This window comes from Dechloromonas denitrificans, from assembly GCF_020510685.1.
GTDB lineage: Bacteria > Pseudomonadota > Gammaproteobacteria > Burkholderiales > Rhodocyclaceae > Azonexus > Azonexus denitrificans_A.
The window spans coordinates 819630-837105 of the sequence record NZ_CP075185.1 but is presented as its reverse complement, the minus strand read 5'-3'; the positions used below and the strand labels follow the sequence as shown (position 1 = coordinate 837105).

General features: G+C 59.9%; 16 protein-coding genes and 1 pseudogene. 4 read left to right on the top strand and 13 right to left on the bottom strand.

The features are described 5' to 3' along the window. Positions 1-65 precede the first annotated feature (65 nt). The 13 genes and pseudogenes from KI611_RS04115 to KI611_RS04055 form a co-directional block, all read right to left on the bottom strand. Positions 66-3245, bottom strand: a complete 3180-nt coding sequence (locus KI611_RS04115; protein ID WP_226418566.1) for an EAL domain-containing protein — start codon at positions 3243-3245, stop codon at positions 66-68. Positions 3246-3268: 23 nt separating this feature from the next. Next, entirely contained in the window at positions 3269-4108 is an 840-nt protein-coding gene (locus tag KI611_RS04110; protein WP_226418565.1) for a phosphate/phosphite/phosphonate ABC transporter substrate-binding protein, read from the bottom strand. Between the two features lie 185 nt (positions 4109-4293). After that, the gene (locus tag KI611_RS04105) at positions 4294-4500 is read right to left on the bottom strand and encodes a cold-shock protein (RefSeq protein ID WP_226418564.1); all 207 of its coding nucleotides are present in this window, start codon (positions 4498-4500) and stop codon (positions 4294-4296) included. A gap of 224 nt (positions 4501-4724) precedes the next feature. Next, positions 4725-5978, bottom strand: coding sequence for a UDP-N-acetylglucosamine 1-carboxyvinyltransferase (murA, locus tag KI611_RS04100; RefSeq protein WP_226418563.1), 1254 nt, complete (start codon positions 5976-5978; stop codon positions 4725-4727). Then, the gene (locus KI611_RS04095; protein WP_226418562.1) at positions 5971-6213 is read right to left on the bottom strand and encodes a BolA family protein; all 243 of its coding nucleotides are present in this window, start codon (positions 6211-6213) and stop codon (positions 5971-5973) included. Before KI611_RS04095 ends, murA begins: the two co-directional genes overlap by 8 nt. A 4-nt stretch (positions 6214-6217) precedes the next feature. Then, entirely contained in the window at positions 6218-6970 is a 753-nt protein-coding gene (locus KI611_RS04090; RefSeq protein WP_226418561.1) for an ABC transporter permease, read from the bottom strand. A gap of 53 nt (positions 6971-7023) precedes the next feature. Continuing rightward, positions 7024-7686 (bottom strand): annotated as a pseudogene (locus KI611_RS04085) (ABC transporter ATP-binding protein); the annotation flags it as partial. A gap of 9 nt (positions 7687-7695) precedes the next feature. Continuing rightward, on the bottom strand, positions 7696-7977 hold the full coding sequence (locus tag KI611_RS04080) for a lipid asymmetry maintenance protein MlaB (RefSeq protein ID WP_226418560.1): 282 nt from the start codon (positions 7975-7977) through the stop codon (positions 7696-7698). Next, positions 7974-8600: a phospholipid-binding protein MlaC gene (locus KI611_RS04075; protein WP_226418559.1), complete on the bottom strand. Its 627-nt coding sequence runs from the start codon at positions 8598-8600 to the stop codon at positions 7974-7976. The genes KI611_RS04080 and KI611_RS04075 overlap by 4 nt, the downstream gene beginning before the upstream one ends. 15 nt (positions 8601-8615) lie before the next feature. Further along, positions 8616-9341, bottom strand: a complete 726-nt coding sequence (locus KI611_RS04070; protein ID WP_226418558.1) for a VacJ family lipoprotein — start codon at positions 9339-9341, stop codon at positions 8616-8618. Beyond that, complete coding sequence (gene mlaD, locus KI611_RS04065; protein WP_226418557.1) at positions 9338-9808, bottom strand: outer membrane lipid asymmetry maintenance protein MlaD; 471 nt, start codon at positions 9806-9808, stop codon at positions 9338-9340. Before mlaD ends, KI611_RS04070 begins: the two co-directional genes overlap by 4 nt. Then, positions 9805-10599, bottom strand: a complete 795-nt coding sequence (mlaE, locus tag KI611_RS04060) for a lipid asymmetry maintenance ABC transporter permease subunit MlaE (protein WP_226418556.1) — start codon at positions 10597-10599, stop codon at positions 9805-9807. Before mlaE ends, mlaD begins: the two co-directional genes overlap by 4 nt. Next, positions 10592-11404, bottom strand: coding sequence for an ABC transporter ATP-binding protein (locus KI611_RS04055; protein WP_226418555.1), 813 nt, complete (start codon positions 11402-11404; stop codon positions 10592-10594). Before KI611_RS04055 ends, mlaE begins: the two co-directional genes overlap by 8 nt. Positions 11405-11503: 99 nt before the next feature. On the opposite strand from KI611_RS04055, the gene KI611_RS04050 reads away from it, so the two are divergent. From KI611_RS04050 to KI611_RS04035, 4 genes are all read left to right on the top strand, one after another. Beyond that, positions 11504-12934 carry a sigma-54-dependent transcriptional regulator gene (locus KI611_RS04050; protein WP_226418554.1) on the top strand — a complete coding sequence of 477 codons (1431 nt, stop codon included), beginning with the start codon at positions 11504-11506 and terminating at the stop codon, positions 12932-12934. Continuing rightward, entirely contained in the window at positions 12931-14295 is a 1365-nt protein-coding gene (locus tag KI611_RS04045; protein WP_226418553.1) for an ExeA family protein, read from the top strand. Before KI611_RS04050 ends, KI611_RS04045 begins: the two co-directional genes overlap by 4 nt. Positions 14296-14392: 97 nt before the next feature. Then, entirely contained in the window at positions 14393-16213 is a 1821-nt protein-coding gene (gene mshL / locus KI611_RS04040; protein WP_226418552.1) for a pilus (MSHA type) biogenesis protein MshL, read from the top strand. Positions 16214-16222: 9 nt separating this feature from the next. Further along, positions 16223-17470: a tetratricopeptide repeat protein gene (locus tag KI611_RS04035; protein WP_226418551.1), complete on the top strand. Its 1248-nt coding sequence runs from the start codon at positions 16223-16225 to the stop codon at positions 17468-17470. The last annotated feature ends 6 nt before the right edge of the window (positions 17471-17476 follow it).

Below are 17476 nucleotides of genomic sequence, written 5' to 3'. Positions count from 1 at the left end.
ACCGCAAGGCCGCCACGAAGCGGCTGGCCATGCCACCAAACCGCCGGGAATGGTGTACGGCAATGCTAGGTCAAGACACTTGCCGAGACGCGTTCGGCGGCAACCTCGATCTGCAATTTGCGCAGGCACTCAAGCAGCCTGTCGCGCAACGCTTCCAGTTCGGGCACCAGAAGCATCGCCTCGGCGGCCCGACCGGCATCGATCAAGCCAACGATGGTGCCGCCCAGGTGGTGCACCTCGCCATGCACCGGAGCCAGCGCGGCAAAACTCGGGAAGGCCGCATAACGGGCCATCCCTTGCGTATTCAGCCAATGTCCGAAACGACAGCGATCGGTAGATAGCGTGGGGCGATCAAGCGCCTTTGCCGGATTCTGCAGGCAGGCGATCAGCTGCTCGACCCAGTGGCGATGATCGAGATCGGCGAACAACAGCGGCAAATCGTCCTGCGGCCAGAGGATACGGCCGGCCGCCAGCCACATCGGATCCGGACGCCAGGTCGCGAACCATTCGAGGACGGCCGCCGCCGGCATCGGATGGGCAATCGCATAGCCCTGCGCCAGCGCGCAGCCGAGATGAATCAGCATCACTCCCTGCTCGGGCAGCTCGACGCCCTCGGCGACCGGGGTGCGGCGGAAAGCCCGGGTCAGGCCGATGATGCCTTCGATGATCGCCAGATATTCGGGATCGGTCAGCATTTCGTGGATGAAAGACTGGTCGATCTTCAAAACGTCGGCCGGCAGGCGCTTGAAGTAAGTCAGCGAGGAATAGCCGGTGCCGAAATCGTCGATGGCAAAACTCACGCCGAGTTGCTGGCACGCCTTCATCACCGCCGACACCGCCTCGATATCCATCAGCGCAACGGACTCCAGCACTTCCAGTTCAAGGGACTGGCGCGGCAGTTCGGGATGCGCCCGGAGGAGGCCGGCCAGGTACTCGACGAAGCCCGGCGATTCAAGATGCCGGGGCGAAATATTGACACTGACCGACCAGTCATGGCCGGCTGCCCGCCAGCGACCAAGCTCCTCGAGCGCTTGGGCGAGCACCCATTCACCGAGTGGAACGGCGATGTCACTGGCTTCGACCAGCGGCACGAAATCAGCCGGCAAAACCAGTCCGCGCTCCGGATCCTCCCAGCGGACCAGGGCTTCAAATCCAACCACGACGCCGGTCGCCAGCCTGACTTTCGGCTGGTAGTAAAGCTCGAACTCACCATCCCGCAGGGCCGACTCGACGCGGTTCAGCAAACCGCGATGGTTCCTGGCCAGGCGATCATGCTCCGGGTCAAAGAGGTAGTAGCGGTTCTTGCCCGCCTCCTTGGCAACGTACATCGCCTGATCGGCGTGTCGTAGCAAGGCATCCGGATCGCCATCGTCATCGGGGAAGATGGTCACCCCGATACTGGCCGATATCTGCATGCTCTGCCCGTCGACCACGACCTGTTCACTCAGGGCGCGCAACAGCCGGACCAGCGCCCGCTCGCATTCCTCGACCGAGCCGATGTCGGCCATCAGCAGGACGAATTCGTCGCCGCCCAGACGGGCCACCGAATCGCCACCGCGAATGCTCTGCTGCAAGCGACGAGCAATTTCTACCAGCAGGCGATCGCCGGCGTGGTGACCAAAATTGTCATTGACCATCTTGAAGCCGTCGAGATCGAGATAGGCCACCGCCAACAGGTTGCCACTGCGCCGTGCCTGGGCGATGGCGACATTCATCCGGTCGGCCAGCAACACCCGGTTCGGCAAGCCGGTCAGCGCATCGTAATGGGCGATCTGTTCGAGCTGGCGCTGCTGCTCCTTGATCTGGCTGATATCGATGAAGGTTCCGATGTAACGGCTGATCTTGCCGGCATCGTCATGAACACTGGAGATACTCAGGAACTCGGCGTAGACCTCGCCGCTCTTCCGGCGATTCCAGATTTCACCCTGCCAGTGCCCTTGCTCGACCAAGTTATGCCACATCTCCTGATAAAACGCGACATCCTGATACCCGGATTTGAGCAGGCTCGGATTTTTGCCCAAAACCTCCTCGCGGAGGTAGCCGGTTATCTCCGAAAATGCCGGATTGACATCGAGAATGATCCCCTGGGGGTCGGTAATCGTGATGCCTTCCCGGGCATGACCAAAAACACTGGCCGCCAGGCGCAGCCCCTCTTCCAGACGCCGCCGCTCGGAAATATCGTGAATGACGGCGAAGAGCAGCGTTCTGCCCTCATGCACAATCGGCGAGGCGTGCATTTCCACCGTGCGCAACTCGCCGTTCGCCAGACGATGCTTGAAAAGCAGGCAGTTGCGCTCCTCGCGCACCGCCGCATCGATTTCATCGCGCACCAACTCGGGCGACTGCAGCGAAATATCCTGGATTGAATGCTGGAGCAGCTCGCCCCGGGGGTAGCCGTAGAAAACCTCGGCCGCAAAATTGGCGATCAGGATGCGGCCGCTGACCGGGTCGAGCAGCAACATCACCGCCGCGTGCTTCTCGATCATCGAGCGAAAGCGCGACTCGCTTTCCGCCAGAGCCGCCTGCTTGTGATCGAGATCGTCCATCAGACTTTCGATACTGCTCGCCATCTGATTGAAGGAACCGATCAGCGAACGCATTTCCGGACTGCCCTCGAGCCGGGCCCGCACCGTCCAGTCACCCTTGCCGAAACGGATGGCGGCCTGATTCAAACGGCGAACCGGTGTCAAACTGCGCGTCAGGACGAAAACGATCAGCAGCAGGTCGAGACAAAGCGCAACCAGCAGGATCTGCAACTGGGTGAGCAAATGAGCCCACAGACGCGCTTCGGCCGCCCGCGTGTTCATCACGATCCGGATCTGGCCGTAGCTGCGCCCGCCAACCAGCAGCCCCGCTTCGCGCTCGATCTCGGGCAAACCAAGCCAGTCACGAAACGCCGCCGGCACCGCCGGCGAAACTATCTGGCTGGCAGCCTGCAGCACATTGCCCCGCTCGTCGATCCACGCCATTACATCAATCGACTCACGCTGCACGCGCCCATGCAAGAGCTGCCGCACCACACTGTAATCACCGATCACCACCGGCTCGGTCATCACCGCCCGCAGCAGGGCCAATTCGTTGTCCGCCTGCTCGACCAGTTCGTGCTCGACCTGCTGAACGTTCTGCCGCAAGCTGGTGTACAGCAACGCGGCCCCGGCGATCGACAAAGCCATGCCGGTAATCAGCAACAGGCGAACGGTCAGACTGAGGTGACGCCAGACCATGACAGGAAGGAAGCGGGACAAGATTTGCTTGGTTTCCGGATTGACTATTGTGGAGAACAGCCGTCGCAGTCGCGAACCAGCGTCGTCTTGTAGAAACGGCGATAGTTTTCGTAGTCACGATCGCTGGCCGGCATGAAACCGAAGGGTGGTTGTTGTTTGATGATCGCAGCGCTGTTGGCGAGGACTTCACGCCCCACCGGATCATCTTTCATCGCCAGAACAGCTGCCTGCACGGCCTTGACCTCGGCATCCGGCAACCGCGGATGGGCCGACAGTGGCCAGCTTTGGTATTTCTCCGAAGACCACAATACCCGATAGGCAAAACCTTCCCGTTCGGAAAATTCGCGCATGACCTGCGAGTGCACTGCCGCGGCCTCAATCCGGCCACTGAGCAACTGCCCCATTACCCCTTCCTGGTTGCCGGCAAAATTGGCTTTGACATGCAGCCCGCGCCGGACGATTTCGTTCATCGGCACGGCATAGGCGATGAAGACCGAGCGCGAGGAGAAACCGACCTCGGCGCCTTCGATATCGTCCAGGGTTTTCAGTTTCGAACCCTGCGCCACGACGATCTGGCCATGCACCGGCGGCCCGGCCAGACGGCCGATAACGCGGTAACCTAGAAGTTGCGACGGCGGACTGAAGATAGTCCCGGAAACGACATAATCGACTTCGCCGCGATTGATTGCCGCCACCGTCTCAGACTGCGACCGCCCAACCGTCAGTTGCAGCGGAACGCCGCTCTTGCGGCTGAGATAATCGAGAATGGGGTTCCAGTACTGCGCCGTCAGTGTGGCGCTGCGCAGATTGATGACGGTAAAACTGCGTACCTCCCCGGCCCCCGCCATTTCGACTGCACCGCCGAAGAAAATCAGCGCAGCCACTGACAAGCCAAGACATTTTTTCAACATGGCTGACATACACAAGAACTCCGGGGGCGCCGCAAAAACCGATGCTTCCATTGTAGCTGCGTTGACCGCGCGGCTTGGGCGATACAGCGGTGCGCAAGGGGCACCAAATGCAAAAAAGCCCGGAAAACCGGGCTTCTCTTGTTCAGGCTACGCCGAGCTTATTCAGCCGGGCGGATATTTGCAGCCTGCTTGCCCTTCGGGCCGGTAACGATGTCGAACGTCACCTTCTGGTTTTCGGCCAGAGTCTTGAAACCGTTGCCTTGAATGGCAGAGAAGTGAGCGAAGAGATCTTCGCCGCCTTCAGACGGGGAGATAAAACCAAAACCTTTGGAGTCGTTGAACCACTTAACGGTACCATTTGCCATTTATAGCTTCCTTGGAAAAAATTAACAGGCTTTCGCCCAAAACAATAATACGAGAACCAAGACCGAGGAGCTGACAAACCGGAGTACGGCGCAGGAACAAAACACTGCCTGGAAATCCCGAAGCGCGGAGTATGGGCTACTGCTTCGATTATGGAAAGCATTTTTTAAAAAATTTTTTGCGGGTGACTGCAAAAAATGGGCCACCCGCAGCGAAACAACAGAACTCAATGAACTCGCTTGACCGAGGCGCCCAGTCTGGCCAGTTTTTCCTCGATCCGTTCGTATCCGCGATCAAGGTGATAGATACGATCGATCAGCGTCTCACCCTGGGCTACCAGACCGGCAATGACCAGCGAGGCCGAAGCACGCAGATCGGTCGCCATTACGGTTGCCCCTTCCAGACGGGCAACGCCGCGGACGACGGCATTGTTGCCTTCGATCTGGATATCGGCTCCGAGCCGGACCAGTTCGCTGACATGCATGAAACGATTTTCGAAAATGGTTTCGCGAATGGTGGCAACACCGTCGGCCACACTGTTGATCGCCATGAACTGGGCCTGCATATCGGTCGGAAAAGCCGGATAAGGCGCCGTCCGCAAACTGACGGACTTCAGACGCCGGGGCGCCACCAGACGGATCGCATCGCGTTCAACGGTGATCTCGCAACCGGCATCCATCAACTTGTCGACCACGGTATCGAGATAGGCGGCGGAGGTTTTCAACAGACGGACATCACCGCCGGTTGCTGCCGCCGCGCAAAGATAAGTGCCGGTTTCGATGCGGTCGGGCATGATGGCGTGCGTCGCGCCATGCAGTTTTTCGACACCCTGGATACGGATGACATCGGTTCCGGCGCCGGAAATGCGCGCCCCCATGCTGACCAAGCAGTTGGCCAGATCGACCACTTCCGGTTCCCGCGCCGCATTTTCGATGACCGTCTCGCCGTCGGCCAGGCAGGCGGCCATCATCAGATTTTCCGTCCCGGTCACCGTCACCATGTCGGTGCAGATGCGGGCGCCCTTCAACCGGCTCGCCTTGGCATGAACATAGCCCTGCTCGACCTTGATCTCGGCCCCCATGGCCTGCAGGCCCTTGATATGCTGGTCGACCGGCCGCGCGCCAATTGCACAACCACCCGGCAAAGAAACCCGAGCCTCGCCACAACGCGCGACCAACGGCCCGAGCACGAGAATCGAGGCACGCATGGTCTTGACCATCTCGTAAGAGGCCACCGCATTATTCAGACCGCTGCCATCGAGAATCAGACCGTCAACACCATCCATCGTGACACCGACACCCATGTCGCCGAGCAGGCGCAACATCGTGGAAATATCGTTGAGGTGCGGCACATTGGTCAGATGCAACGGCTCGGCAGTCAGCAGCGAGGCGCAAAGGATCGGCAGTGCCGCATTCTTCGCACCGGAAATGGCAACCTCGCCGGAAAGGGCGTTGCCGCCTTGAATCAACAGTTTATCCACGCTGCGCGCTCCATTCTTCCGGGGTCAGGGTCTTGAAGGAAATAGCGTGCAATTCGCCGGTCGCCAGCTTTTCCTTGAGGGTTTGATAGACATGCTGCTGGCGCTGGACGCGACTTTTGCCGATGAATTCGGCGCTTACCACCAAGGCCTCGAAATGCTGGCCATCGCCATCAAGAGCGAGGTGTTCGCAAGACATGCCGGCGAGAATGAGTTCTTTGATTTGATCAGGATGCATGGGTTCAGGTTCTTAATTTCCAGCCACGCTTGAGAAGATTCAGCGTCAGCAGTGAGACGGCGACAAAGCAGGCGAATACGACCCCGAGACTGAATTCGGGTGCAACATCGGAGACCCCGAAAAAGCCATAGCGAAAGCCGTCAATCATGTAAAAGACGGGATTGTAATGCGACACGCCCTGCCAGAAGGCCGGCAATGTATAAATCGAATAGAAGACGCCGGAGAGCATGGTCAGCGGCATGATCAGGAAATTCTGGAAGGCGGCGAGCTGGTCGAACTTCTCCGACCAGATGCCGGCAATCATGCCAAGGGCACCGAAAAGAGCCCCGCCAATAACCGCAAAGGTGAATATCCAGAGCGGTGCCACAACCTTCATTTCGGCGAACCAGACGGTGGCCAGCAACACCCCGGCACCGACCATCAAACCGCGCGCCAGGGCTGCCAGCACGTAGGCGCCGAAGAACGCGCTATAGGGGAGCGGCGGCAACAGGACGAAGACGATGGACCCGGTAATCTTGGCCTGAATCAGACTGGATGAGGAATTGGCAAAGGCATTCTGCAAGACCTGCATCATCACCAGGCCGGGGACCAGAAAGCTGGTATAGCGTACCCCGTGGACCTGCACGTGCTCATCCAGCACATGGCCGAAAATCAGCAGATAGAGCAGCGCCGTCAGCACCGGCGCGCCAACCGTCTGGAAGGCGACCTTCCAGAAACGCAGCAATTCCTTGTAGAACAGCGTCCAGAAACCGATCATTGGTTCATCGTCCGGATGAAGACATCTTCCAGCGTACCGCCAGGATGCGCCGCCATCAGGTTGGCCGTGGTATCAAGGGCGATAACCCGCCCCTGTTTCATCAGTGCAATACGACCGCACAGCGCTTCGGCCTCTTCGAGGTAATGCGTGGTGAGAATAATGGTATGGCCTTCGCTGTTCAGGCGGCGGATAAACTGCCACAGCCCCTGGCGCAGTTCGACATCGACCCCGGCCGTCGGTTCATCGAGCACGATGACCGGCGGCTTGTGCACCAGCGCCTGGGCGACCAGTACGCGGCGCTTCATGCCACCGGACAAGCGCCGCATATTGACGTTGGCCTTGCTGGTCAGATCGAGATTCTCGAGGATTTCGTCTATCCATTCGTCGTTGTTGCGGATGCCGAAATAACCCGACTGGATCTGCAGCGTTTCGCGGACATTGAAAAACGGATCGAAGACCAGTTCCTGCGGTACGACGCCAAGCAGTCGGCGAGCCTGACGAAAATCCTTGATTACGTCGTGACCCAGCACCTTCAACGAACCGGCATCCGGGCGGACCAATCCGGCCAGCGAAGAAATCAGCGTTGTCTTGCCGGCGCCGTTCTGGCCAAGCAGGCCGAAAAATTCTCCCTCGCCAATCTCGAGCGAGACACCAGCCAGGGCTTGCAATGAACCAAAACTCTTGACGACGTCGACAATGGAAACGGCAGCAACCATAACTCTCCCTTAAGCCAGGGGAAGAAGTTCGGTGACGCCGTAGAGTTCAGCCAGCGAACGCACGCCGACCGGAATATGGGCAAAAGTGACGGTTGACTGGGACTGTTCTGCCGAGCGCAGCCAACCGAGCATCACCGCAATGGCTGACGAATCGGCTTCGCTGACTTCCGAAAAATCGAAGATCTGCTCGCCGGCCCGTAAAGCAGAACGGCCTGCTTCGAGCAGGCCGCGCGCATTGGCCATCACCAGCGGCACCTTGACGACCAGGCGCCCGCCTTCGTTTTCGATCATTTTTTCTCGACCTTGACCAGATTGGTTTCCAGAGACTTGTTCTTGGCGGCCACCGTCGCAATCAGGCCGTCCACGCCACCATTGCGAATTTCCTGGGTGAACTGCTCACGGTAGTTGGTAACCAGGCTGATACCAGCCACCACCACATCGTAGACCTTCCAGCCGGACTCCTGCTTTTCCAGGCTGTAATCCAATTGCACCGGCTTGCTACCCGGCTGCAGAACCTCGGTGCGAACCAGCACATCGGTATCCCCGGCGTTCATCTTGAACGGCTTGTAGACAATCTTCTGGTTCTTGTAGCTGGTCAAGGCGTTGGAGTAGGTGCGCACCAACAGCGTCTTGAACTCGGCCGTCAATTGCTGCTGCTGATGCGGCGTCGCTTTTCTCCATTCCTTACCGACTGCCAGTGCCGTCATGTGCTGGAAATTGAAATGCGGCAGCACTTTTTTATCGACCAGTTCGATGGCCTTCTGCGTATTGCCGCCCTGAATATCCTTGTCCCTGCGGATAATTTCCAGGACATCTTCGGTCACATCGCGAATCAGGACATCAGGCGCTTCCTGGGCGACAACAGAAGACGCGGCAAAAGCGGCAAAAAGGAAGGCAAAAATCTTTTTCATCATGTCTTTTCTGAACAATCAATCATCCAGCCGCGGCGGACGGCCATCGAAAACCTGATTACGCCGACGCTGCAGATAAGCGTCGCGAATGTAGGCATACTTATCGATCGCGGCTTCCTCGACCACCGTGTCAGACGGCAGCAGGCTGGCCCGAATGTCGACGAACCGCAATACCGCCAGGCTGTTGCGGATGGCTATCGGACGCATCCCGAGAGCGGGATCGACATAGGAATCGACTGCCCAACCGGCTGTATCGCGAGCCGTGCGCGGCCCGATGATCGGCCAGAACAGATAGCCGCCATCACTCACCCCCCAGACCGCAAGCGTCTGGCCAAAATCCTCGTCATGCCGTTCCAGACCGAGTTCGCTGGCCACATCGAAGAGGCCGAAAATGCCGATGGTCGAGTTGACCAGCAGGCGGCCAAGATCAGTGCCGGCATCGGCAAACTTGCCTTGCAGGGCACTATTAACGCCAATCCACAGATCGCCGGCATTGCCGAAAAAATTCCCGACGCCAGCCTTGACCGCGAGCGGCACGGCCTTGTCGTAGACTTGAGCGACCGGTTTCGCCGCATATTTGTCAACAGCCTCATTCACCGCAAACATCGAGCGGTTGAAACCCTCGTAGGGATCGCGCGGATTATCCTCGGCCAGCGCCTCACCGGAAAGCGCGAGCACCATCACGCAAGCGGCAAGCCGCCCACGACACATCCACCATTCAAGCGCCAGGAGCTTCCCTGTCATTGTTTATCCTGTCCGTCTGCTGCCTTGTTGAACATGAACTGGCTGATCAATTTTTCCAGAACCACTGCCGACTGCGTCTTGCTAATCGTGTCACCGGCCTTCAACATCTTTTCGTCGCCCCCGACATCGAAGCCGACATATTGCTCACCGAGCAGGCCAGCCGTATTGATCGAGGCGAAAGTGTCTTTCGGAAACTGGTAGCGACCATCGATATTCATCGTCACCACGGCCTCGTAAGTCGAGGAGTCGAACTTGATGTCGGCGATCCGTCCGATCACCACCCCGGCACTTTTCACCGGCCCGCGCACCTTGAGTCCGCCAATATTATCAAATTTGGCGTATAGCTCGTATGTATCAGACAGACGGCTCGACGAAAGGTTGCCGACCTTGAGGGCAAGAAACAACACTGCGGCGATGCCGATTGCGACGAAGAAGCCAACCCAGAGGTCAAGTGCAGTACGGTTCATGAAGTTCCTCGAAACATGAACGAAGTCAGAACGAAATCCAGCGCCAGAATGGTCAGCGCCGAGGTCACCACGGTGCGCGTAATCGCCCGCGAAACACCTTCGGCGGTAGGCGCCGAGTCGTAGCCTTCGAAAACGGCAATCAGCGAAACCGCGATGCCAAAAATAAAACTCTTGACGACCCCGTTCCAGATATCGAAACGAAAATCGACGCCAGACTGCATCTGTGACCAGAAAGCGCCATCGTCGACACCAATGAAGACGACACCGACCAGCCAGCCCCCCAGCACGCCCATCGCCGAGAACATCGCCGCCAGCAGCGGCATCGTGATCACGCCGCCCCAGAAACGCGGCGCCACGACACGGGCGATCGGATTGACCGCCATCATGTCCATGGCTTTCAACTGTTCGGTTGCCTTCATCAGGCCGATTTCAGCCGTCACCGAGGTGCCCGCGCGGGAAGCGAACAACAGGCCGGCCAGCACCGGACCGAGTTCGCGCGTCAATGACAGCGCCACCATCGTTCCCAATGCCTCGGTCGAACCGAAGCGCTGCAGGATTTCATAACCCTGCAGCCCAAGCACCATGCCGACAAACAAGCCTGAAACGAGAATAATCAGCAGCGACAACACACCACTGAAGTAGATTTCACGCAGGGTCAGCGGCAGGCGCCGGAAGGCCGTCCCCGAGTGCGTCAGAATGGCAAACAGGAAGCGGGTCGCAAAACCGAGGCGCCAGATGCGGTCGACCACCGCATGACCCAATTTCCGCAGCAGGGTCGCCGGCTTAAGCATGCGGCACTCCGGACAGAAACTCCTGCCGCACCGACGGCGCAGGATAGTCGAAATGGACCGGCCCATCGACCTCGGCATGCACAAACTGGTGTACGAACGGGTCGCTCGAAGCGCGGATTTGATCCGGCGTTCCCTCGGCGACGATCTGCCCGTTCGAGATGAAATAGATGTAATCGACGATCTGCAGAGACTCCTGCACATCGTGGGTGACCATGATCGAGGTCGCGCCGAGCGCGTCGTTCAGCTTGCGGATCAACTGGCCGATGACGCCCAGAGCAATCGGGTCGAGCCCGGTAAAGGGCTCGTCGTACATGACCAGCATCGGATCGAGCGCTACGGCACGGGCCAGCGCGACGCGCCGGGACATCCCGCCGGAAAGCTCGCCCGGCATCAATTTATGCGCACCGCGCAGGCCAACCGCCTCCAACTTCATCAGCACGAGGTCACGAATCATTTCTTCCGACATATCGGTGTGTTCGCGAATCGGGAAAGCGACATTTTCGAATACCGAGATATCGGTAAACAGGGCGCCAAACTGAAAAAGCATGCCCATCTTGCGGCGCAAACGGTAAAGCTCGGACTCCGACATCTCGCTGACGCGATGTTTTTCCAGGCGCACATGACCACCGCTCGGCCGCAACTGGCCACCAATGCAACGCAACAACGTGGTCTTGCCGCAACCGGAACCGCCCATGATCGCCACCACCTTGCCGCGCGGAATCTTCATGTTGATTCCCTGCAGCACGGGCCGGCCGTCATAGTTGAATTGCAGATCTTCGATATCGACCAGAATGTCGTCGGGCAAAGCGCAGTCCTTGAAAAAAGTCGGGCGATTTTATCAGAAACGCCCGCCAACGCCGGGAAGAGCCGAGGCTATAATCAAACAAATTTCATATGGAATGTTGTGTCCCAGCCTGTTGCCAAGCCTCTCCTGCTGATCGTCGATGACGACTCGCTGATCAGCGAGTCGCTCAGTTTTGCCTTCGCACAGGAATTCGACGTCGTCACCAGCCATGCCCGCCCGCACGCCTTGACCCTGCTGCGCCAATTGCGGCAGGCGCCGCAACTGGCCTTGGTCGACCTCGGGCTACCGCCATACCCGCATCGTCCCGACGAGGGCTTTGCCCTGATCAGCGATCTGCTCGCCCTGTCGCCGGAAATGAAGATCATCGTTCTCTCGGGGCAAAACGACGAAGACAATGCCCGCCACGCGAGAACGCTGGGCGCCGTCGACTTTGTTGGCAAGCCCTGCGACCCGGGCCGGCTGACCGCGCTTTTCCGTCAGGCGCTAAGCTTTTCCGACAACCGGCAAGAAACTCCCAGCGGCGGCCTGGTCGGCGAAAGCCTGCCGATGCAGCGCTTGCGCCTGCAGCTCGGACAGTATGCCAATCTGGCCTTTCCGGTACTGATCGAAGGCGAATCGGGTAGCGGCAAGGACATCGTCGCCAGCCACTACCTGCACCGGCAGACGGAGCGGCGCGACAAACCGTTTCTCGCCCTCAATTGCGCCGCCATTTCGCCAACCCTGCTCGAGCCGACGCTATTTGGCTATGCCAAGGGATCGTTCACCGGCGCCGGTTCGGCCAAAGCCGGTTATTTCGAAGATGCCGATGGCGGCACGCTGTTTCTCGACGAAATTGGCGAACTGCCGCTGGAGCTTCAGCCCAAGCTGTTGCGGGTTCTCGAAAATGGTGAATATCAACGCGTTGGCGAAACGCAGACACGGGTCTCCAGCGCCCGCATCATCGCCGCCACCAACCGCGACCTGCGCAAGGAAGTCCGCAACGGACGCTTCCGGGCCGACCTTTTTCACCGTCTCTCGGTGTTCTCTGTCGCCGTCCCGCCGGTCCGTGACATGGGCAACGACCGTCTGCTCCTGCTCGACCACTTTCGGAAACTTTATGCTGACCAGGCGCGCCGGCCGCCCTTCACGCTTACGCCCGGTGCCAAAGAAATCTGGCTGGACTATGCCTTCCCGGGCAATGTGCGCGAACTGCGCAACATCGTCATCCGGCTTACCGCCCGCCACCCTGGGCAAGACATCAGCCCGGAAAAACTGATCGCCGAGTTCGAATCGGCCGACATCAGCGACCCGACGACCACGGTTTCAAGCGGACTGGCGGCCGACGACCTGGCCCAAGCCAGGCAGTCGGCCCGCAAACATCTGCAAAACGCCGGCCGGCTGAACCTCGATGCGACGCTGGAACTGTGGGAGCGCGGTTATATTGAGGCCGCCATCGAGCTCAGCGCCGGCAACATGAGTCAGGCCGCGCGCCGCCTCGGCATCAATCGCACGACGCTGTATAACCGCATGGAAGGCTGGAACCGGGAATGAGCCTTTACCTCGAACACTTCGGCCTGCGCGAACCGCCATTCCGCATCACGCCGCACACCGACTTTTTCTTCACCGGCGCCAATCGTGGCCCAACCCTCGAAGCCCTGGTTTACGCCATTACCCAGGACGAAGGCATCGTCAAGGTGACCGGCGAAGTCGGCAGCGGCAAGACCATGCTCTGCCGCATGCTGCTGGAACGACTGCCGGACAACGTTGAAACCCTGTACCTCGCCAATCCCTCGCTGTCACGCCAGGAAATCCTCGGCGCGATCGCCGACGAACTCGGCATTCCAACCGACGGCAAGGCCACGCACTCGCTGACCCGAGCCCTGCAGGATGCGCTGATCGAACGTTACGCCGCCGGCAAACGGGTCGTCATGCTGATCGACGAGGCACACGCGATGCCGGCCGAATCGCTCGAAGAAATCCGCCTGCTGTCGAATCTCGAGTCGAAGGCGACCAAGCTCTTGCAGATCGCCCTCTTTGCCCAGCCGGAACTGGACGAACGGCTGGCCGCCAACGACATGCGCCAGCTCCGCGAACGGATCACCCAGCACTTCAGCCTGGCCCCTCTAAAGCCGGACGACGTCGCCAGCTATATCGAATTTCGCCTGCGCGCCGCCGGCTACCATGGCCCCAATCCCTTCACCGCCGCCGCAGTGAAACTGATTGCCGAGATTTCCGAAGGCCTCTCCCGGCGTATCAACATACTCGCCGACAAGGCCCTGCTCGCCGCCTATTCGCACGGCAGCCACCAGGTCGATAGCGGCGAAATAAGAATCGCCGCCCAGGATGCTCGCTTCTCCCCGCTGCGCCAAAAATCCGGATTCAACGTCAAGCCGCTGCTCTGGGGGCTGGCCGGTACCGGCATCGCCACCTTGCTGTTCGCCCTGGCTTTCAACCTCGGTTCGCGTAGCGTTCCTCCTCCGTTAGCCAATGCGCCAAGCGTGACAGCCAATAGCCTGCCGGCACCGCCAGCCAAGACGCTTCAACCACGCCCGCTGGGCGCCAGCCAGGCCGAATCCCCAAGCAACATACGCTTCGGTCCGCTCACCCGCCAGCATTTCGACCAGTACGATGAGTGGCTGGAAAAGGCACCGCGCCAGCATTACTTCATTCAACTGCTGGCGACCGATGCCACCCACACCGGAGAAATCGAAGGATTTCTTGCTCGCGCCGCGCCACTTCTCGACCCCAGCCAGCTCCGCGCTTATCGTTCCAGCCTGTCGGGAAGCGACCGTGTCGGCGTCATTTATGGCGATTTTCCGAATCGCGAAGCAGCGGCCGCCGCGATGCAGGCCCTGCCCGAATCGATCAAGGCCGCCCAGCCGTTTCCCAGACAGGTGACACGGCTGCGCTAGCCCCCGCCGAATCATGACGATCCACTAAATTACGTGCTAGCATCTTCAAGGAACTTTGCAAAATTTTGACACTTTCGTTCAAACAAGGCCAAGCCCGATGAAAATCGGTTTTATCAGCGCAACGCTTTTCTCCCTGTTGCTGGCAGCCTGCTCTGCGCCAACACCCCGCGAACCGCTAAAGGGGCACCTCAGCGACGAGACCGCCCAGCCGGTCGCCAGCGGGACGATCCCGGCCCCGGTGCAACAGAGTCTGGCCCTGCCCAAACCGCGCGCCACGCCGAAAGCCGAAACCTACAGCGTAGTCGTCAACAACGTACCGGTCCGTGACTTGCTCTTCGCCCTCGCCCGCGATGCCAAGGTCAATGTCGACATCCATCCGGGCATTACCGGCACGGTTTCATTGAACGCCATCGACCAGACGCTGCCGCAGCTACTGACCCGCATCTCGAAGCAGGTCGACATGCGCTTTGAAATCGACGGCCCGAATCTCGCTGTGATGCCGGACTCGCCCTTCCTGAAGCATTACAAGGTCGATTACGTGAACATGTCGCGCAATGTCACCGGCACGGTGTCAACCAATACCCAGATCGCCACGGGCACCGCAACAGCCGGCGGCAGCGGAACAAGCCCGGCGGGCGGCTCAGGCAGCAACGTTTCCAGCACCCGGATCGAAAACGCCTCGAAAAATCAATTCTGGGAATCGCTGGAAAAAAATATCAAGGACATTCTGCGCGAAACCGACAAAGTTCTGCCGGAAGGATCCAGTGAGACAGTTATCGAACAAACCACCACGCAAAGCGCTACCGGTGCTGCCGCCTTGCCGCAAGGTAGCGGCCAACGTGCGGCGCTAGCCATCGCCAATGCCCTCCAGGCCAATCCGACTCCCGGTTCGAACAGCCAGGCGGTCGGCAACACCGTGATGCACCGCAATACCTTCCGCGAAGCCGCATCCGTCATCATGAATGCCGAAAGCGGCGTGATCACCGTCCGCGCCACTCAACGCCAGCACGACAGAATTCAAGAATTTGTTGATCGGGTGATCAACTCGGCCCGCCGACAGGTCTTGATCGAGGCCACCATCGTTGAGGTAGAACTGTCTGACGGCTACAAGCAGGGGATCGACTGGAGCCGCTTTCGTTCGGACAAGTCCGGATTTTCCATCACCCGTCCGACCAGCGGGGCTGTTGCCGACACGGCCAATGCCGCATTCAATCTGGTAATCCAGCAGATGGACAAGCCATTGAACCTGATTGCCGCGGTAGATTTGCTGCAATCCTTCGGCACGACCAAGGTGCTATCCAGTCCCCGCCTATCCGTTCTCAACAACCAGACGGCAATGCTCAAGGTTGTCGAAAACATTGTCTACTTCAGCGTCAAGGCAGATACCACCATCACCGCCAATGTCGGCACCACGACGGCAGTCACCACCACGCCACAGTCTGTTTCGGTCGGTCTGGTGATGGCGGTGACACCGCAAATCAGCGATACCCAAAACGTCATCCTTAATATCCGACCGACCATTTCTGCCGTCTCAGACTGGAAAGAAGACCCCAATCCATCCAACAAGATAGCCGGCGTACAGAATTTTGTACCCCAGATTCGCACGCGCGAAATCGAGTCGGTCATGCGGGTTGCCAGCGGCGATATCGCCGTTCTCGGGGGGCTGATGGAAGACCGCATTGAATACAACACTGGCCGCCTACCCCTGCTCGGACAGATCCCGTTCGCCGGCGAGCTGGTGACCAAACGAGACAACGCCGCCAAGAAATCGGAACTGGTCATCTTCCTGCGTCCCATCGTCATCAAGGATGCCAGCCTTGACGGCGACTTTGCGGGAATGCGTGGCTTCCTGCCGGCCCAGGGCTTCTTCAATCAGCCGAACGAAGCACAACCGTTCAACGTCGTGCCGAGTCGCTGAGAGCGGGATATGAGCCTGTTGATGGATGCCCTGAAACGGGCCGAGACAAGCAAGCAGGAAGCGACACGAGCGCTGACCGGCAAGGAGGCCGCGCCGCCCGTTGGCGAAGGGCTGAGCCTGGAGCCGATCAGCACCGGCCAGGCGAAGGCGGGCAGCAGCCCCTTACCCGACCTCGCCACCCACCTTGATGCGGTCGACGCCGACCTGGCCAGCGCCGCACGCCCGGACGTGCCGCCACGGCCGCGCGCCAGCCCGAAACCAGCCGGCGAGAATACCGCCGAACAAAGCGGGCGCAATGCGGTCCGCAACGCCTTCATGGCCAAGCAAACCGCCAGCAAACCCTCGAAAGGGCCGCTCTGGCTGGCGCTTGGCACGCTCGGCATAGCCGGCCTGGCGATCGCTGCATATGTCTGGTTTCAACTGAACAGCATGGGCAACAATTCGATGGCCCCTCCCGTCAACCGGGCACCAGCCATGGCTGCACCGACTCCGCCCGCCCCCGTCAGCCCACCGCCCGCATTTGCCACATCACCCCAGCCGACCGCACAGCCCCCGGCCGACAGCGAAGCGCGGCTTTTCCCATCGCCTTCCCCGGAGCGCCGCCCCGAGCGCGTCGCACGAACCGCCCCCGAAGCTGGCCCGGGGACGCCGATTCGCCTCGCCCGCACCCGTCCGGAGCCGGACAGCAACCTGCTGCAGGGCCACGCCGATATTCAGCGCAACGATCTCGATCTGGCTCGCCGGAACTTCGAGAAGGCGCTCGGGCGTGACCCGAACAATACCGATGCCCTGCTGGCGCTGGCGGCGATTGCCCAGCGCCAGGGCCAGCCAGCCGACGCCGAGGAGTTGTATCGGCGGGCACTGGTCGCCAACCCGAGCGACGCGGCCGTCCAGGCCGCGGTACTGAACGGCACAACGGCCAGCGCCGACCCGCTGAACACCGAAAGCCGCCTGAAAACCCTGCTGGCCGCCCAGCCTGAATCGGCGCCGCTCAACTTCGCGCTGGGCAATCTGCTGTCTCGCCAGAAACGCTGGTCCGAGGCGCAACAGCTCTATTTCAACGCGGTTGCTGCCGAAAGCGACAATCCGGACTACCTGTTCAATCTGGCGGTCAGTCTCGATCATCTCCGGCAAAGCCGCCCGGCCGCCCAACATTACCGGCTGGCGCTGGAAGCTGCCGAACAGCGGCCGGCGGCCTTCGATCGGGCGCAGGTCAAAAAACGCCTGCTTGATCTCCAGCCGGAAAGACAGCCCTGACTTCGC

Excerpts from the sequence above, each read along its gene's own strand:
- KI611_RS04090 (WP_226418561.1), bottom strand. The coding sequence starts at position 6,970 with ATGATCGGTTTCTGGACGCTGTTCTACAAGGAATTGCTGCGTTTCTGG.
- mshL (WP_226418552.1), top strand. The coding sequence starts at position 14,393 with ATGAAAATCGGTTTTATCAGCGCAACGCTTTTCTCCCTGTTGCTGGCA.
- mlaE (WP_226418556.1), bottom strand. The coding sequence starts at position 10,599 with ATGCTTAAGCCGGCGACCCTGCTGCGGAAATTGGGTCATGCGGTGGTC.
- KI611_RS04080 (WP_226418560.1), bottom strand. The coding sequence starts at position 7,977 with ATGATCGAAAACGAAGGCGGGCGCCTGGTCGTCAAGGTGCCGCTGGTG.
- KI611_RS04035 (WP_226418551.1), top strand. The coding sequence starts at position 16,223 with ATGAGCCTGTTGATGGATGCCCTGAAACGGGCCGAGACAAGCAAGCAG.
- KI611_RS04095 (WP_226418562.1), bottom strand. The coding sequence starts at position 6,213 with ATGCATCCTGATCAAATCAAAGAACTCATTCTCGCCGGCATGTCTTGC.
- KI611_RS04045 (WP_226418553.1), top strand. The coding sequence starts at position 12,931 with ATGAGCCTTTACCTCGAACACTTCGGCCTGCGCGAACCGCCATTCCGC.
- mlaD (WP_226418557.1), bottom strand. The coding sequence starts at position 9,808 with ATGAACCGTACTGCACTTGACCTCTGGGTTGGCTTCTTCGTCGCAATC.
- KI611_RS04105 (WP_226418564.1), bottom strand. The coding sequence starts at position 4,500 with ATGGCAAATGGTACCGTTAAGTGGTTCAACGACTCCAAAGGTTTTGGT.
- KI611_RS04075 (WP_226418559.1), bottom strand. The coding sequence starts at position 8,600 with ATGATGAAAAAGATTTTTGCCTTCCTTTTTGCCGCTTTTGCCGCGTCT.
- KI611_RS04070 (WP_226418558.1), bottom strand. The coding sequence starts at position 9,341 with ATGACAGGGAAGCTCCTGGCGCTTGAATGGTGGATGTGTCGTGGGCGG.